This is a genomic window from Erwinia sp. LJJL01 (assembly GCF_047300805.2).
GTDB lineage: Bacteria > Pseudomonadota > Gammaproteobacteria > Enterobacterales > Enterobacteriaceae > Erwinia > Erwinia aphidicola.
The window spans coordinates 4,632,456-4,648,546 of record NZ_CP178576.1 but is presented as its reverse complement, the minus strand read 5'-3'; the positions used below and the strand labels follow the sequence as shown (position 1 = coordinate 4,648,546).

Genomic DNA, 16,091 nt, shown 5'->3' with positions numbered 1-16,091 from the left:
GAAATATACGATGACTGAAAGACTCTACTATTACAGCGATGCACTGGAAGGGACCAGCAGCGTCATCGGCTGCAGCGCGCAGGAGGATGGGCGCTACCGCGTGATCCTCTCGTCCACCCTGTTTCATCCGAAGGGCGGCGGGCAGCCCTCGGATCGGGGCACGCTGGGCGCGGTCAACATGCTGCATGCGGTGCAGGAAGGGGACGAAGTCGCTCACTATACCGATGGGCCGGTAGCGCTGGGGGCGGTGGATCTGCGCGTCGACGCTGCGCTGCGCCAGCTGCATACCCGCTATCACTCCGCCGGGCATCTGATAGCGGCGGTGGGCGAGAAGTTTGGCTGGTACGGCAATAAGGGCGACCATCGGCCGGGGGAAGGGCGCGTGGTATTCGAGCCGCGCGAGCCGCTCAGCGCCGTCAGCGCTGAGGATTTCACCTCGGGCGTCGCGGCGCTGGTGGCGCAGGGGCTACGCCGCCAGCTGAGTGAAGAAGCCGGGCGGCGCAAGGTCACCTGGGGTGAACTGCCCGCCTATGCCTGCGGTGGCACCCATGTGGATTCCACTGCGCAGGTCGGCGAGGTCCGCATCCTCAAGGTGAAAGAGAAGAAAGGGCAGCTCTCGGTGCAGTATCAGCTGGCGTGAGGCTTACGGCAGACCAGCGCCAACTGCTTGTTGAGCAGGAACGGGCGCAGGTATGCCACGGTATTCGATAGCGGGATGACCTCATCGCTGAGATCGATACCCAGCGTGTTAATGGTGTAGTGGCGCCGGGCGCTGATGCGCTGCCAGAGATCGGGATAGTCGCGTTGGATCTGCGCCTGAAGCGCCCCGTCCGCCAGCGCGATGCACTCCTCGCAGCTGGTGCCGCTGTAGCCGGGTACGGAGGGGATAATATCAATCTGCACGATCATGCCGCTTTTCAGGGTTTCCGCCGAGTTGGCATACACGGGGGATGACATCCACTCCTCATCAGCGCCGAGGTGGCCCGGGTTCAGGTGCCAGCCATATTTTTTCTGCTCCAGCACCGTTTCAACAAGGTGATAAAGCTCGCCGCCGGGCATGCCGATGCGAATCGCTTCCAGCCAGCTGGCGACCGTTGCGAAGTAGGGTTTCACCACGCGGTCTAAATAGTCATGCTGATGTTGCGGCAGTTGGCTTTCATCGCTAATGACAAAGCCGCTGCGGCTGGAAAGCCCGCCCTTAAAGGCGGTGGTCATCGAGAGTGGCTGTCCCGCTTCGATTTGCTTATAGCTGGGGTAGAGGTTGGCTTTCTCGAAGCGCTGCCCGGCAGCGGCAATGGTCACCACCGTATGGTACTGGCCTTCGGCGGCCAGCAGCGCACCCAGTTCGCTCTCACGCAGGCCCGGTTCAACCGCGTTCATCGCCGCGAGGATGCAGCAGGACGCGAGGTTAGCGCCGTACTCATAATGCGCGATCTCGTTGGCATTATTCGTGGTTCTGGCGCCGTTCTCGCCGCTGATAAAAAGATCTGCGGCGTTCTCCAGCACGGCATTATCCGCCAGGCTGTTTTTTAGCGCCTCGACGATAAACCACGGCAGATCGAAGATCTTGCGGTTATCCGCCGTGGAGGAGGTAAACATCTTCCAGCCCACCACGCCAATCTTAGTTTTATCGCCAAGCTCTGCCGCGCTGAACAGGGCCTCAAGCGGCTGTTCCTGCGCCATCGGTTGATTCGGCAGCGAGAAAAACGCGCAGTGGTGCAGCGCAGCCGGGATGCGGCAGTGGTTAGCCATTTTCAGGTTTTCATTGCCGAGGATCAGGCTGGCTTGTCCACTGCGGTTGAGGATCAGCAGCCCCTCTTCAAAGCGCGGAATAAAACCGGTGAGATATTCAAAATTTGCACCGTGCTCCTTATCCGCATAAATCACCAGGGCGTCATAGCCCGCGTCACTCATCCGCGCCAGCAGTTTGTTTTTGCGCTCAAGAATAGTGGCATCGCTTAACGCAACGGGTGGGATACCGGAGAAAACCGCAGGCGGCGCAATGCTCTGCAGGTGGATATTGTTACAATTCATATGACCTCGCGTTTGGACACTTTACTGTCACTCCAGCTGCAATATGAGCTGTTTTCAGCCAGGGCGCAATGAACGCTCAGGCGAACTGGCGCGGTGCTCACTGCAGGTGCCTCGAGCGCGTCAATAAATCTGCGGTACTAAAAATTGCTGAAAATTTCTCTTTCCGGCTCACGCGTACGCAAAAAGCAGGTTAACTTTATAAAAATGCGCTTCCCCGCCAGCACGGTGAACGCTAAGCAGCCCCGACATTACGTTGGGGCTTTTTTTATCTCTGAATTCTGAGGGCAGAGCAACGGAGGCAATATGGCAGCATCAATATTAGCAGTCAGTCTGGGCGCTGCGGTGACGACGGGCGCTGGCCTGTTCGGCATGCCAGGCACCACCGACTATGGGGTACTCTTTGGCGCCTTTGCCGGTGCGGTGTTTTACGTTGCCACAGCGGCAGATATTCAGGTTATCCGCCGCGCTGCCTACTTTGTGGTTTCCTGGATTGTGGGCGTGTACGGCGCAGGTCTGGTTGGGGCGAAGCTGGCGCAGATCCTCGGCTATAGCGATAAACCGCTGGACGGCCTGGGCGCGGTGCTGCTCTCCGCACTGGCGATTAAAACGCTGACGTTTTTCAGCCAGCAGGATCCAGCAACCTGGCTGACACGCTGGAGAGGAGGTCATCATGGCAACAAGTGATCCAATCGTTATCACCAATGTGGTGGTGTGTTCGGCTATCGTGCTGAGGCTGATGTTTTTCTATAAGCCCGGGGCTAAACACCAGTGGTGGGCTTCCTGGCTGGCATACCTGATCATCCTCGCCTATGCCTCGGTACCGTTCCGCTTTCTTTTTGATGTTTACGTGCATACGCACTGGGCGGCGGTGGTGATCAATCTGATCTTCTGCGCGGCGGTTTATCGTGCCAAAGGCAATGTCGCCACGATATTTGCGGTACTGCGGCCTGGCGACCGTTAAAGCCTGATTCCATTGAAAACCCCTTCACATCGCCCGTCAGGGCATCCCCGACAGGTTTCGCCTGTCTCATCCCGGAGGTATTTATGATTGAAGTTAACTGCTTTGCCGATTTGCGTACCACTGCACCTGCTAAGGCCGGTGATATCGCCATGCTCAAACGTTACTACGATAAAGACTCCACCTTCCACGGCGGCGGCGACTTTGTCGGCTTCTCCGGCACCACCCCCCTGAGTGATGACGGCGGCACCGTAGCCAAAGGCAGCGGCTTTTTCTGGAAGCGCATCATCAATGACACTGAACAGGTCAATCTCTATCACTTTGGCGCGCGCGGTGACGGGATTACCGACGACAGTGATGCCTTCAAACGCATGTTCAGCTGGTCACAAAGCTACGATAGCAATGCCAAAAATCTTGGCGTACGTTTTCCCGCCGGCAAGTTCCTGATCAACCCGATTGACCTTACCGCCAGCGAAATTCCGTGCTTTGCCCTGTACGGTGATGACAGCCCTTATGGCGCTACGCCGCGCACGGTGATTGTCTCTGATAAATCGCCCAGCACCGTGTTCAAAGTGAACGCGCGCCGTACGGTGATCCGCGGCATCAGCTGGAACGGGCAGGCAACGGCGGACACCAGCGCAACAACGGGCGCGATTACCCCGGATATGCTCTCCAACGTGCAGCCGTTTTTCGAAAACATCACTATCGAAGGGGAGTTTGTGAATATCCGCTGCTTCCGCGTGCAGTACAATGGCGGCACGGCGATCAAACTGCTCGACACGCTCGATACCCGCTTTGACCAAATCTACTCCCAGTACACCTACGCGCGGGTATTTGAGGTGGGCTGGTCTAACTCCCCTAACGGCGTGTGGGATCATGCTACGGCCGTCGAGCTGACCAATGCCAATTTCCAGTATGGCTTCGCTGACGCCACGCTGATGATGCCGCGTATGACTCAGGGGATTATTCGCAACGTGTGGATTGAACATACGCGCTTCCCGGGTGACCTGACCAACGGGCAGTGGATTGTTGACGCCCTCAGCGTGGAGGACTGCGATAACCCGCTGAGTATGAACAACAGCCGCGCGCTGTTCCGCCAGCTTAATTTACAGGCGGGGGCGAAAGTCAGCCTGGACAACGCCAGCGGGCGCTGGCTGTCAGGATACGAAGGCGGCTGGCGCCGGGATGAGAATTTCGGCACCACCATGACCGGGTCGATGAAGGCAGGCTGGTACAGCGGCTACAAGCTGACCAACACGGCTGACAGCGATAAATGGTTCAAGGTGGGCAAGTTTGTCTTCCCCAGGGTGAATCAGCAGTGGACGATTGAGCTTATCGGCAAGATGTCCACTGCTAATCCCTCCGGAGTGGCGGGCAGCCCGACGCAGACGGTGGCCTCCGGCGCCACCTGGCTCAATTTTCAGCGCTGCGCCAGCGCAGTATGGGGTGATATGTACCACCGCGGGCAGCCTGCGGTGCTGGATGTCAAATACAAGCGCAGCTATGAAAATATTGTCGAGGTCTGGGTGAAGCTGAAGGCAGGCAGCGGTGACACCATGTTTAATCTGCGCTCTACCGGACCAACGCGTTTTGAGTCGGGGGAGTGTTCCTTGTATACCCCGGACCTGAACGAAGTCACGGATGAGACGCAGATTGGCACCGTTACCCCCAACGCACGCCTCAGCATGCATAACGGGCTGGCAGGTCTTGGCGCGAACGAAAATGGCGTGGTGACGCTGGCCACCGCGGTGGCCGCAGCCCCGGCCAGCACGGTGCCGGCCGGCTATGTCACGCTCAATATTAATGGTATTGACCGCAAGATGCCCTATTTCAGTTAGTTTGCCGCCTTAAGCCAAAATCGCCCTTAATCGGGCGATTTTTTTATTTGTCGAGGGGAAGGGACTGAATCAGGGTATAGGGTTGAGAATGCGCACGCGCATAGGGGATAAAAGGGGGTTTACCGTTAAGAATTGTCTGTCTTTTATCTGGCATTAGTCCGAAATAAGCGCGGAAAATGCAAATTTTAAGCAAATGTAGTGTAAAAATTAACCGTTAGCCGATTTCCATCAGGATGTGGGGTTGTGATAATGCCGCCTGGCTCCGTAAAATAGGTCCAAAATTTACAGCAGGAGAGAAACGTGTCTGAAAGTGCGGCAAGTGAAAAGGGTTCCGAACGGCTTATCGATGCCAAAAACATCGCGCTTGGCTGGCGTATTGTGGGGCAGATGCCGCCACAGACTCTTGAGGAGGCCATTCAGATGCTGCGTGACAGCTCGGCTTTTGCGGCAAAAGTGTGTGATTTATTGAGTGAAGAGCTGGCCGAACGCAACAGGCGCTGAAGCTTCCTGCGGCGGGGTGCGCTACCGGCAGGGGATGCGGGAAAAGTGACTAACTGGTTAAGCTGCCTTATCTTTCAGGCAAAAAAAAGCCCGCGAAGAGCTTTAATGCGGGCCAACACCAGGGAAATCTATTAATTAGCATGATAGGATGATTCTCAATTAATGCAAATGAAAAGCACCTTCAATCTTAATTAAAATCAATTTTTTTGGCTGACCTCGCAGTTACATCATCAAAATTCTTCAGACACCATCCACTGATCGGCTTCCTCAAACATCTCTTCAATAATGCGTAACAGCGTGGACTTATCGCTTTTACTGGCGTCACTTTTCACGCCGTTGGCCTGCATCGGTTTTACCTTGACCAGCGCATCGGGAAACACACGCTGCACGCGCTTTTCCAGCTCGGCCAGGATCAGCTGTTCGGCATTCGGCAGACCCGCAACGTTGCGCTTGTCATAAATCAGTTCAACAAACATCTCTGCTCCTTGTTATTTTTTGCTGTATAAAAATACAGGTAACCACGACAAGGTTCAATGACTATTTATCTGCACCCTTCTGCAGGGGTTTTCATCAGGCGCATATCAGCATTAAAATTGCCCAGGCTGATAAAAGGAAAAGACCATGGCGCAAAATATTTATGACGATCCGGCTTTTTTTGCCGGTTATGCCACATTAGATCGTTCGGTTAAGGGGCTGGATGGCGCACCGGAGTGGCCGAGCGTGCAGGCGTTGCTACCGGAGCTTGCCGGAAAAGAGGTGGTTGATCTCGGGTGCGGCTATGGCTGGTTTAGCCGCTATGCCTGCCAGCAGGGCGCGCACTCCGTGCTGGCGCTGGATGTCTCCGAAAAGATGCTGGAGAAAGCCATCAGCCTGGGCGATAACCCGGCAATTGCCTGGCAGCGAGCGGATCTCGAAACCCTGCAGCTGCCCGCACAGACCTTTGATGTCGCCTTCAGCGCGCTGGCGCTGCACTATGTCGAAGCACTACCGGCGATGCTGGCGGTGGTGTTTGCGGCACTGAAGCCCGGCGGCCAGTTTATCTTCACGGCCGAACACCCTATCTATACCGCGCCAGCCCGGCAGGGCTGGCATATTGATGACAACCAGCAGAAATCCTGGCCGGTCAGCGGCTATCAGCAGGAAGGCCAGCGCGTCACTAACTGGTTTGCTGATGGCGTGATCAAACAGCATCGCACGCTGGCGAGCTGGATTAATATGCTGATTGCCGCAGGGTTTGTTATCAGCGCGCTGGATGAGTGGGGGCCAACCGCAGAGCAGGTCGCTCTACAGCCGGCGCTGGCAGAAGAGCGCGAGCGGCCAATGATGTTTATTATGGCTGTACATAAGCCGCCAGCCTAATCAGTGATGGCCGGGCAGAAGGTGCTCGTGGTGGCGCAGATCCAGCGGATTATTCTCCGCCTCATCAAGCAGCGACAGCCACTGGCGCACGTCCACCTCCTGCCACGCCAGATGCCCGGCGGTGGTGCCCATCAGCACCACATCCGGGCGCAGCGCGCGGTAAAATTCAAGCGTCTGGCGCAGGTCTGCTTCATTACTCTCCTCGACCAGCACCGTTACCCAGCGATCGCGGGATAATGTGACAGTGTCACCGACAAACAGATAGGTTTTACCGTGCGGTGAGGCATACAGATAGCTGGTGCTGCCCGGCGTGTGTCCCGGGGTGGGCACGACGTGGAAGCTGCCGCAGTGAACTTCCGCAGCATTAAAGGTGGCATCGGCTTCCGCAAAGCGGCTCACCTGGCCCAGCGCCCGCGAGTGGCAGTAGAGGGCCGAGTTAAAACGCTGCTGTAACAGCCGCACGCCCGGGCCAGCCTCGTGCCAGTGGGTTAAGTAGTGGCGGATAATCCCGCCCCGATCGGCAATGACCTGGTGATCTTCCGGGTTCTCGACCCGTGAAATCAGCAAATTACCGCGCAGATGCTGCAACAAAAAGCCGTGCATCATCAATTCTGGTTCCTCTTCGCCTGCAGGAAACTCAGGCGTGGATATCCAGAGATCTTCATACAGCTGCTTCATGTCTGCGCTCCTAACGATCAGCGCAGCGTCGGGTAACCTGTCAGCGTCAGTGAGCCGGTGGTACCGCTGACGTTCAGCTGCCCGTGCGATCCCAGGGGCAGCGTGACGGTGTCGGCACTGTGGCCAAAGGCCAGACCGCTGACCACCGGAACACCGGTCAGGTCGCGGATCAGGTTCCAGACGCTGGCAAAATCATAGCCGTTGTCGTAGTCGGTCAAAGTGGTTCCGCTAAAGCTGCCGGTGACAATGGCACTCTGGCGGGCAAGGATCCCGCTGTAGTGCAGTTGCAACAGCATGCGTTCAATGCGGAAAGGGTGTTCGTTCACGTCTTCGATCACCAAAATGCCGCCGTCGAACTCTGGCAGCCAGGGGGTGCCAATCAGCGAGGCGATCATGGCCAGATTGCCGCCCCAAACCGTGCCTGATGCAGTAACGGCGGGAGAGGCTGTCTGCCATTCCAGTGTTAATTTAGGCGAAGTCAGGGCGCGCCAGAAGTGGTCGAGGGTGAATTCAGATAAAGTCTCAGCGCCGAAATTCCCGGCCAGCATCGGCGCGCTAAAGCTGACAACGCCACTTTTCGCCAGCAGCGCCAGCTGAATCGCCGTGAAGTCACTGTGCCCGCACAGCGCCAGCGGGGCATTGTTCAGGCGCTCGGCCAGCGCTGAATAGTGGATGTCGGGCAGCAGGCGGCTGGCTCCGTAGCCGCCACGCACCGCCAGCACGATGTCCGGCAGCGTTTCCAGCCGCGCCAAATCGTTGATATCGGCGAGTCGCTGGCTATCGCTGCCGGCAAAACGCTGCTCGCGCCGGGTAATCACGTCACCGTTGTCTACGCGATGGCCCTCGGCCCGCAGGTGGGCAACGCCGCGCTCGGCGGCTGCCGGATTATGGCAGAAGCCGGAAGGGGCAATCAGATGAATGTTGCGTGGGGTTATCGCCATAATCGTCACTTTGCTGGTTTTTTATGCGCCGTCGTGGATTTATTTCCTCCGGCGGCGGTCCAATTTCTCCGTATGGCCCAGATGATGACGAATCGCAGCGGCGAAGTCACTGGTAGCGCGCACAAATTAGGAGTTACGGCAATTCTCAGACCTGCGGTAACCCGTATGATAACGCCAGACTAAAGGCGCAAAGGATAAAATAAGCGTGAGAAAAAGCGTGCAGAAAAGCGTGAAAACGGTCGCGATAGCCGCGGCCTTAATGCTGGCAGGGTGCTCCAGCCAACCCGAGAGAAAAGTGGCTCATCAGCCGGATACCCCGCTGACGCAGGCACCGCCTTCCAAAGTGGCGAGTGCATGGTCAATGATGACCGAACAGGCGGCGCAGCGTAACGGCATCGACCAGAAGCTGATTGAAGCGATCATCACGGTTGAATCGGGCGGCAATCCAACGGTAGTCAGCAAGTCGAATGCCATTGGATTGATGCAGATTAAAGCCTCAACGGCAGGGCGGGAAGTGTATCGCGCTGCGGGTTTGCGCGGTCAGCCGAGCAAATCGGAACTGCGCGACCCGGTCAAAAATATTGATATCGGTGCCGCCTACCTGCGTATTTTGCAGGAGCAGCAGCTGGCGGGTATCCGCGATCCGAAAACCCTGCGTTACGCCACTATCGTCTCCTACGCCAACGGCGCCGGTGCGCTGCTGCGCACCTTCTCTCGCGACCGTGACCGCGCGATTGCGATGATCAACGCCATGAGCCCGGAAGAGTTTTACCACCACGTGCAGGAAAAACATCCGGCGGCACAGGCTCCGCGCTATCTGTGGAAAGTGACCACCGCTTACCGCACCATCTGACGCTTACTGGAAGCGGTTGGCCTTATCACGCGCCAGCCGCTCCAGCGAGAAGATCACCTGCTGCAGCACGCGCTCCTGCCCGGCATTGAGCGACAGGAAGCGTAAGCTGAGGCGCGGCGTGACGATGGTTTCGCTTTTGCTGCCGACCACGCTGCGTTTACCTATAGTTATCAGCTGAGCATCCACCTCAAATCGCCCATACTCTCCCATCTCCACGCGCAGCTTTTTGATACTGACGCCGGGCGCTAACCCTTCAGGCAGCGCATCGTCGGCCAGCACGCCAATGCCACCCAGCGACAGATCCTGCAAGCGCAGGCGACCCTCACCGGAGCCATCCGGCCACGGAATATAGCAGTAGAACACCGGACTGAGCGGGGCATTGACGCGGAAAAACTCGCGGCGCTGGATCATCCATAACAGTTCTGGCAGAGCGGCGCTAAACGCGGGTAGGCCTTCATGCTCGCTCAGGCTGAGCGCGGGCAGGGCAAATTCAACCTTAGCGCCGCGCATTTCGGCGGTGACGTGCAGCTCCCGGGCTTCTTTAGCCAGCTGGTTATCGTAGTCGTTGCTGCCGTAATCCAGCACCAGGCTCTCTTTGTCGGCATACAGCAGGCGGGTGATGAACTGACCGCGCGGGTGTGAAACCATCACCGGCGTCTGATGTTCCAGCAGATCGCGCAATACGGCGAGGACCGCCAGCGGCCCGCGTTTAAGATACTGCTCTTTATCGTCCTCTTTCACATCCAGCTCCAGTCCAGGTGCAAATCATGCGGTTAGCCACTCTGTTACGGTTATCGGCAAGCCTGCGTCGGGCTTTACGGATTTTTTACAAAAGTTTCTCTGAAACTCTGGATTTAAATCACAGACTTATAATCTTCGCCTATACTAAGGGCGTGTTAAACAGTGACGGTTAAATCACAAGATATTAAGGAGTTATCAATGGGTATTCTTTCATGGATCATTTTTGGTCTGATTGCCGGTATTATCGCCAAGTGGATCATGCCGGGTAAAGATGGTGGTGGTTTCATTATTACCATCGTACTGGGTGTGGTGGGTGCAGTGGTAGGTGGCTGGATCAGCACCTTCTTTGGCTTCGGCAAAGTTGACGGCTTCAACTTCGGCAGCTTTGTTGTCGCGGTGATCGGTGCGATTGTCGTGCTGTGGATCTACCGCAAAGTCCGCAGTTGACCGGCAGCATGAATTAAAAAAAGGGAGGCTGATGCCTCCCTTTTTGCTGCCTGCGGTTTAGAAATCGTAACCGACGGTAGCGATCACGCTGCGCTCGGCACCGAGGTAACAGTTGGTGGTGCTGTAGCAGGCGGCGATGTAATCGCGGTTAAACAGGTTGTTGGCGTTAACCTGCACATACGCACCCTTCAACTGGCTGTTCCAGCCGCCAAGATCGGCACGCACCGATGCATCGACCAGCGTCACCGACGGCACGCGCGCGGTGTTCTCGTCGTTGGCCCACTGCTTACCGATGTAACGCACCCCGGCCCCGGCACTGATGCCGTAATCAAACTGGTAATGCGCCCAGGCGGAAGCCATCTGGTTTGGCGTCAGCAGCGGGGTGTGGCCCGAATTGCCGTCCAGCGACTCTTTATAGCGCAGGCGGTTCAGGGTGTATCCGGCGATGGTGCTGAGGCGCGGCGTCAGCTGATTACGCGCTTCCAGCTCAATCCCCTGCGAATGCACTTTACCGGCCGGCACATAGCTGGCGCTGCCAATGTCATTGGCATCACGCGTGGCGACATCTTTCTGCGTCAGGTCATACAGCGCGGCGGTATACATGTCGTTGGTGCCCGGCGGCTGGAATTTCACCCCGGCTTCATACTGCTCAGAAGTCGACGGCTTCAGCGCATTGCCGTCCTTGTCATTCAGGCTGGCAGGCGTGATGGCCTGCGCGTAACTGACGTAAGGGGAGATCCCGCTGTCAAAGGCATACAGCAGGGAAGCGCGCCCGCTGATGTGATCGTCCTGGCGGCGTTTGCTGATGTCGGTGCTGTGGTTGTCCTGCTGCGAAACAATGCGGTCGTAGCGGCCGGAGACGTTGGCGTGCCACTTATCCCACTGCATCTCATCCTGCAGGTACAGCCCGCTCTGATAGTAATGGCGCGTGGTGTTATCCTGATAAGTTACCGCCACGCCGTGCGATGCGGTGGCACCGGTGAACGGATCGAGCGGGCTGGCAGTCCCGGCGCCAGTCCAGACGTCATTGGTAAAGCGATGATACTCCGCACCCACCACCACTTTGTGCTGCAGCTCGCCGGTAGCGAAATCCGCTTCCAGCTGGTTATCGGTCGACCAGCCGTCAAGCGAGCCGCGGGAGCCGCTGTAGCCGCGCGCCAGTTGGTTACTGTTGCCGATCCAGCCGGTCTGATACACCTGATCCAGCGCCACGCTGCTGTGGGTATAGCTGGCGTTGGAGCGCACCGACCAGATTTCATTAAAGCGGTGTGAGAATTCGTAGCTGTAGATCTGCTCGCGGCGCTTGTACTGCTGGACGGAGCTTTCACCTTCGTTGAAGCCATCCTTCAGCCACTGGCCATTGTGCTGGGTCAGCGTGCCGGAGAGCGGCGTGGAGCCGTGGTAGCCGCCGGCCGGATCTTTTTGCAGATAGGCGCGCAGCAGCAGCGAGGTATCTTCGCTCGGCTGCCACAGCAGAGCAGGGGCGATAGCGTAACGCTCTTCGCGCGAGTTGTCGTACTGGGTATCGCTGGTCTGCGTCATCCCCGTCAGGCGAAATGCCCACTGGTCGTTAATCGCATTGGTGTAGTCAAATGCCGCACCCCTGGTGTTCTGCGATCCACCCGTCAAGCGGAAGTGGCCCTCGGGGGCAAACTGCGGGCGCTTCATGGTGATATTCACCAGCCCGCCCGGCACCGTCTGGCCGTAGAGGGAGGATGACGGGCCTTTAATGATATCCAGCCGCTCAATGAACCACGGGTCGATCTGCATGATGTTATGGCTGCCGCCGTCGCTCATCAGACGCATGCCGTCAAGGAACAGGTTATCGACGTCGCCGCCGTGGAAGCCGCGCAGGGCGATGGTATCAAAACGCGTGGCGCCACCGCCGAAGTTGGAGAATACCCCCGGGGTATAGTTCAGCGCCTGGCTGACCGTGTTAGCCCCCTGGTCAACAAACTGCTGGCGCGTCACCACCGAGATTGACTGCCCGGTGGTGATCAAGGGTTCATCGGTTTTGGTCGCCCCGGTAGAGGTGGTCGCGGTGTAGCCCTGCGTCGGGCTATCGGCGGTTTGCGGCGGAGCGGCAGTGACCACCAGAGTTTCATTGGCGGCCAGGGTAATACCGGGAGCGGTCATGGCGATAGCGCACAACAAGACGGAACGCTTCAGGTTGTAAGTCATTGTTTTAATAGTCCATTGTGAGGTACAGGCGGCGCCCCGGGAAGAGTAATGGGGCCAGCGAAAAGCGCCACTCTCGGCTAAACACAAAACGATATGAGAATGACAATGAGAATTGTTAGTTTTTAGTAAAGAAATTTCAACCCTAAATTTTGTAGGTAAAGGGGCAATATCAGTCTGAAGGGAAGAGATCGGGTGAGGATTAAGTCAGGGCGATCGGTCGATCGCCCTGGTGAATAGCGCGTCAGATTAGTTGGCGGGTTTCGCTGCGCTGATATCGCCAACGTTATTACAGGTCACCCCTTGCGGGCAGTAGAGATCCATCAGCTTAAGCGTGACGCCGTTGGTCCAGCCGAAGCCGTCCTGCAGCGGGTATTCACCGCCGCCGCCGCCGCCCAGCCCTTTCCCTTCCACCACGTATTTCTCCACCAGCTTGTGTTCCTTGTCGTAGGTGGTCTGCACGTTTTGCAGGAAGCGCATGCCGATCTCTTTTGCCAGATCCTGCTGGCCGTAGTGATTCAGCCCTTCGACGGCTGCCCACTGCAGCGGCGCCCAGCCGTTCGGCGCGTCCCACTGCTGGCCATTATTAACGGTGGTGGTCACCAGCCCGCCCTCTTTTAGCAGTTGCGCCTTCACCGCCGCGGCGGTACGGCTGGCGTGCTCATCGGTGGCCGCCTGCAGATAGAGCGGGAACAGGGCGGCAGCGGTCAGCTGCGGGCGCACGCTGTTTTTCTTCCAGTTGTAGTCGGCGTACCAGCCCTGCTTGTCATCCCACAGATACTGGTTGATTGCCTGCTGACGCTTTTGCGCCAACGCGGCGAAGCGCTGGCTGGCCTCATCCTGTTTGGCGACTTTACTGGCTTTTGCCAGCGTCTGCTCAAGGTGGAACATCAGGGCGTTCAGATCCACCGGTACAATCTGCGTGGTGTGGATGGTCGACAGATCGCCGGGCTTATCAAACCAGCGCGAGCTGAAGTCCCAGCCGGAAGCGGCTCCGGCGCGCAGATCGCGGTACAGCTCCGGCTCGTCGCGGCCGCTGGCCTTCTGCGCGGTGGCGATATCATCCATATAAGATTCGGTTCGCGGCACGTCGCGTGCATCCCAGTAGCGATTGAGCAGGGTGCCATCTTTCAGCTTCACCACGCGCTTGCTGGCGTGGCCCGCTTTCAGCGCGTCGCTGTCGGCGTCCGCCATCCAGTAGTTGTACTCTTTTTGCAGCTGCGGCAGGTATTTGCTGTAGACCGCGTCGCCGTCGTGTTTCGCCAGCAGGTCGACCATCATGCTAAAGAACGGCGGCTGCGAGCGGCTGAGGTAGTAGCTGCGGTTACCGTTCGGGATGTGACCATATTTGTCCAGCTCGGTGGCGAAGTTATCGACCATGTCCTGCACGCGATCCCAGTGGCCGCTCTCCGCCAGCCCCAGCATGGTGAAGTAGCTGTCCCAGTAATAAACTTCGCGGAAGCGCCCGCCCGGCACCACGTAAGGCTTCGGCAGCGGCAGCAGGGAGTCCCACTGGCTTGCCTGGGTGGTGGAGCGCGTCAGCACCGGCCACAGGCCGTTGATATGCTCACGCAGGCTCTGGCCGGCTGGCGGCACGTACTTATCTCCTTCCGCCGGCAGGGTAAAGTTGGTGGCGACAAAGCGCTTGAGGTCGAAGTTGCGCTGGCTTTTCTGCATCTGCCAGTCGCTGAGGATCGATGTGGGATCGTTTTTTGGTACCGCATCGGCGAAGGTTTTCTGGTCGGGGTAGAGCTTGGCGGCCTGCACCGCGTGGAACAGCGGCCCAAGGCGCACATCCGGCGGCTGCGGCGTGCTGTTTAACATTCGCTGATTATCTTCTGCCTGAAGCGAGAAGCTGACGGCAAGGGCACCGGCCAGCAGTAGTGGGGTGAACAGGGGCATATTCCGTTGACGTTTTTCGGCTCTTCTCATCAGCAATTCTCCATGTCCAGATCGTAGGCGATCTGTAAGTTATTGAGCATACGAAAAACTTTAGACGACAATTGGCAAATATTCAGGAATTGATGCGGCAAAATGTGAGTCAGAAGGGATTTTTGGCTAGCGCCGCCCGTGGTGAGGCGGCGGATAAAGCGTCTACTGGCCGAGCAGCGCGCGTTGGAAAGAGAGAATATGCGCGCGCGTCGCCGCGATAGCCGCTTCACTGTCGCGGGCGGCTAATGCGTTGATAATCGCTTCATGCTCCGCCACCACTTCGTACATATGGCTCTCCCGCGACAGGGTGGTGGCCCAGAAGCGCTGCGCCTGCGCGTGGATTACGCTGAGGATATCCGCCAGACGGCCATTCGCGGCAATCGCGGCCAGCGTCTGGTGAAACTGCTGATCGAGCATCATCATTGCCGCGCGGTCACGCGTGTCGCAGGCGGCGGCGATCTGCTGATTCAGGTTACGCAGCGTGCTGAGCGCGGCTTCCGTTATATGCTGAGCGGCAAGGCGCACGCATAAACCTTCATTCGCCAGACGCACTTCGATCAGCTCCTGCGCATCGTCAATCGACAGCGGCGCCACCATCACCCCCTTACGCGGGATGACCTGCAGCAGCCCCTCTGCTGCCAGACGGTGCACCGCCTGGTTCACCGGGGTGCGCCCCATCTCCAGATCGGCCATGACCTGCGCGGTGTTGAGGTATTCGCCTGGGCGGTAGCGCAGGGTGATGAGCGCCTGCTTGAAACGCAGATAGGCCAGCTCATTCAGCGACAGGACGCGGGCTTTGGGGAGGGAATTCAGGGGATAGAGTTCTTCAGCCGACACGCTTTTCTCCAACAAATGTTGACCTGCTTTGCATTCTACACAAAAACATGGCACGAAAATCGCTTTGTTTAAAGTAGAGTGAAATTTCACAGTAATTTCAACTGGAGCCAGCGAACCATGAATCTCACCTTTAATCGCGCATCAGAAACAGAAAATGAAATTAATGTTGTTGTAAATCATCTAATTATAGCAGGGTGGACCGGCAGGGATGAAGCCGCTGTACTGCACCATATCCATGAGCTCGAGGCGCTGGGTGTGCCCCGTCCTGGTGCAGTGCCGCTGTTTTACCGCGTTACGGCGAACCAGCTTAGCCAGCATGCCCAGCTGGAAGTGGTGGGCGAGGCGACGTCAGGGGAGGCCGAACCGCTGATCTTTGCCCATCAGGGCAAGCTGTGGCTGTCGCTGGCCTCTGACCATACTGACCGTGAGTTCGAGGCGGTCAGCGTGGCGATGTCAAAGCAGCTGTGTATCAAACCGGTGGCGCACACGGCCTGGCCACTCGACAGCGTGATTGCCCGCTGGGATTCCCTGATCCTGCGCTCCTGGATCAAAGAGCAGGGGGAGTGGCAGCTTTACCAGCAGGGCACGCTGGCCGCCATGCGCACGCCGCAGGATCTGATGGACCGCTACGGCACGGCATTTCGCGACGGCATGGCGATGACCTGCGGGACGCTGGCGGCCATTGGCGGTATTCGCCCGGCGGCAGAGTTCCGCATGGCGCTGGTTGATGAAGAGGGGGGGCGCACGATTACTCACCAATACCACACGCACGCTCTGCCGGTGGTGGCATAAGC

General features: G+C 57.8%; 17 protein-coding genes. 9 read left to right on the top strand and 8 right to left on the bottom strand.

The genetic code is table 11. The features are described from left to right. Positions 1 to 10 precede the first annotated feature (10 nt). Positions 11 to 640, top strand: a complete 630-nt coding sequence (locus tag ACLI4M_RS22635; RefSeq protein ID WP_133623409.1) for an alanyl-tRNA editing protein — start codon at positions 11 to 13, stop codon at positions 638 to 640. Here ACLI4M_RS22635 and ACLI4M_RS22630 read toward each other — a convergent pair. Next, positions 628 to 2,034: a M24 family metallopeptidase gene (locus tag ACLI4M_RS22630; protein ID WP_133623410.1), complete on the bottom strand. Its 1,407-nt coding sequence runs from the start codon at positions 2,032 to 2,034 to the stop codon at positions 628 to 630. The genes ACLI4M_RS22635 and ACLI4M_RS22630 overlap by 13 nt on opposite strands. Positions 2,035 to 2,337: 303 nt before the next feature. Here ACLI4M_RS22630 and ACLI4M_RS22625 point away from each other — a divergent pair, with 303 nt between their 5' ends. From ACLI4M_RS22625 to ACLI4M_RS22610, 4 genes are all read left to right on the top strand, one after another. Next, positions 2,338 to 2,718, top strand: a complete 381-nt coding sequence (locus tag ACLI4M_RS22625; RefSeq protein WP_048916299.1) for a putative holin — start codon at positions 2,338 to 2,340, stop codon at positions 2,716 to 2,718. Next, the gene (locus ACLI4M_RS22620; protein WP_048916298.1) at positions 2,705 to 2,995 is read left to right on the top strand and encodes a phage holin family protein; all 291 of its coding nucleotides are present in this window, start codon (positions 2,705 to 2,707) and stop codon (positions 2,993 to 2,995) included. Before ACLI4M_RS22625 ends, ACLI4M_RS22620 begins: the two co-directional genes overlap by 14 nt. Positions 2,996 to 3,078: 83 nt before the next feature. After that, positions 3,079 to 4,830: a glycosyl hydrolase family 28-related protein gene (locus tag ACLI4M_RS22615; protein ID WP_133623411.1), complete on the top strand. Its 1,752-nt coding sequence runs from the start codon at positions 3,079 to 3,081 to the stop codon at positions 4,828 to 4,830. A gap of 300 nt (positions 4,831 to 5,130) precedes the next feature. After that, positions 5,131 to 5,331, top strand: coding sequence for a hypothetical protein (locus ACLI4M_RS22610; protein WP_099754151.1), 201 nt, complete (start codon positions 5,131 to 5,133; stop codon positions 5,329 to 5,331). A gap of 230 nt (positions 5,332 to 5,561) precedes the next feature. Here ACLI4M_RS22610 and ACLI4M_RS22605 read toward each other — a convergent pair whose 3' ends face one another. Continuing rightward, positions 5,562 to 5,807 (bottom strand): DinI-like family protein, encoded by a 246-nt coding sequence (locus ACLI4M_RS22605; protein ID WP_048916295.1) that lies wholly within the window; start codon positions 5,805 to 5,807, stop codon positions 5,562 to 5,564. Positions 5,808 to 5,952: 145 nt separating this feature from the next. On the opposite strand from ACLI4M_RS22605, the gene ACLI4M_RS22600 reads away from it, so the two are divergent. Continuing rightward, positions 5,953 to 6,690: a class I SAM-dependent methyltransferase gene (locus tag ACLI4M_RS22600; RefSeq protein WP_048916294.1), complete on the top strand. Its 738-nt coding sequence runs from the start codon at positions 5,953 to 5,955 to the stop codon at positions 6,688 to 6,690. Here ACLI4M_RS22600 and ACLI4M_RS22595 read toward each other — a convergent pair whose 3' ends face one another. After that, positions 6,691 to 7,368, bottom strand: a complete 678-nt coding sequence (locus ACLI4M_RS22595) for an MBL fold metallo-hydrolase (protein WP_048916293.1) — start codon at positions 7,366 to 7,368, stop codon at positions 6,691 to 6,693. Between the two features lie 17 nt (positions 7,369 to 7,385). Beyond that, positions 7,386 to 8,309 (bottom strand): muramoyltetrapeptide carboxypeptidase, encoded by a 924-nt coding sequence (gene ldcA / locus ACLI4M_RS22590; protein ID WP_133623412.1) that lies wholly within the window; start codon positions 8,307 to 8,309, stop codon positions 7,386 to 7,388. 217 nt (positions 8,310 to 8,526) lie between these two features. Between ldcA and emtA the strand changes: the two genes are divergently transcribed. Continuing rightward, positions 8,527 to 9,162, top strand: coding sequence for a membrane-bound lytic murein transglycosylase EmtA (emtA, locus tag ACLI4M_RS22585; protein WP_133625045.1), 636 nt, complete (start codon positions 8,527 to 8,529; stop codon positions 9,160 to 9,162). A 3-nt stretch (positions 9,163 to 9,165) separates the two neighbouring features. On the opposite strand, the gene ACLI4M_RS22580 is transcribed toward emtA, so the two are convergent. Further along, positions 9,166 to 9,903, bottom strand: a complete 738-nt coding sequence (locus tag ACLI4M_RS22580; protein WP_133623413.1) for a flagellar brake protein — start codon at positions 9,901 to 9,903, stop codon at positions 9,166 to 9,168. 198 nt (positions 9,904 to 10,101) lie between these two features. Between ACLI4M_RS22580 and ACLI4M_RS22575 the strand changes: the two genes are divergently transcribed. Continuing rightward, positions 10,102 to 10,350 carry a GlsB/YeaQ/YmgE family stress response membrane protein gene (locus ACLI4M_RS22575; protein ID WP_048916290.1) on the top strand — a complete coding sequence of 83 codons (249 nt, stop codon included), beginning with the start codon at positions 10,102 to 10,104 and terminating at the stop codon, positions 10,348 to 10,350. A 57-nt stretch (positions 10,351 to 10,407) separates the two neighbouring features. Here the strand turns inward: ACLI4M_RS22575 and ACLI4M_RS22570 are convergent, their stop codons facing one another. The 3 genes from ACLI4M_RS22570 to ACLI4M_RS22560 all read right to left on the bottom strand — a co-directional run bounded on the left by ACLI4M_RS22570 (position 10,408) and on the right by ACLI4M_RS22560 (position 15,297). Then, positions 10,408 to 12,531, bottom strand: coding sequence for a TonB-dependent siderophore receptor (locus tag ACLI4M_RS22570; RefSeq protein WP_133623414.1), 2,124 nt, complete (start codon positions 12,529 to 12,531; stop codon positions 10,408 to 10,410). A gap of 246 nt (positions 12,532 to 12,777) precedes the next feature. Then, positions 12,778 to 14,460, bottom strand: coding sequence for an alpha,alpha-trehalase TreA (gene treA / locus ACLI4M_RS22565; RefSeq protein ID WP_133623415.1), 1,683 nt, complete (start codon positions 14,458 to 14,460; stop codon positions 12,778 to 12,780). Between the two features lie 162 nt (positions 14,461 to 14,622). Then, a complete protein-coding gene (locus tag ACLI4M_RS22560; RefSeq protein ID WP_253539300.1) occupies positions 14,623 to 15,297 on the bottom strand; it encodes an FCD domain-containing protein in 675 nt (224 codons plus the stop codon). 117 nt (positions 15,298 to 15,414) lie between these two features. Between ACLI4M_RS22560 and ACLI4M_RS22555 the strand changes: the two genes are divergently transcribed. Then, positions 15,415 to 16,089 carry a DUF2848 domain-containing protein gene (locus ACLI4M_RS22555; protein WP_133623416.1) on the top strand — a complete coding sequence of 225 codons (675 nt, stop codon included), beginning with the start codon at positions 15,415 to 15,417 and terminating at the stop codon, positions 16,087 to 16,089. Positions 16,090 to 16,091 lie beyond the last annotated feature (2 nt).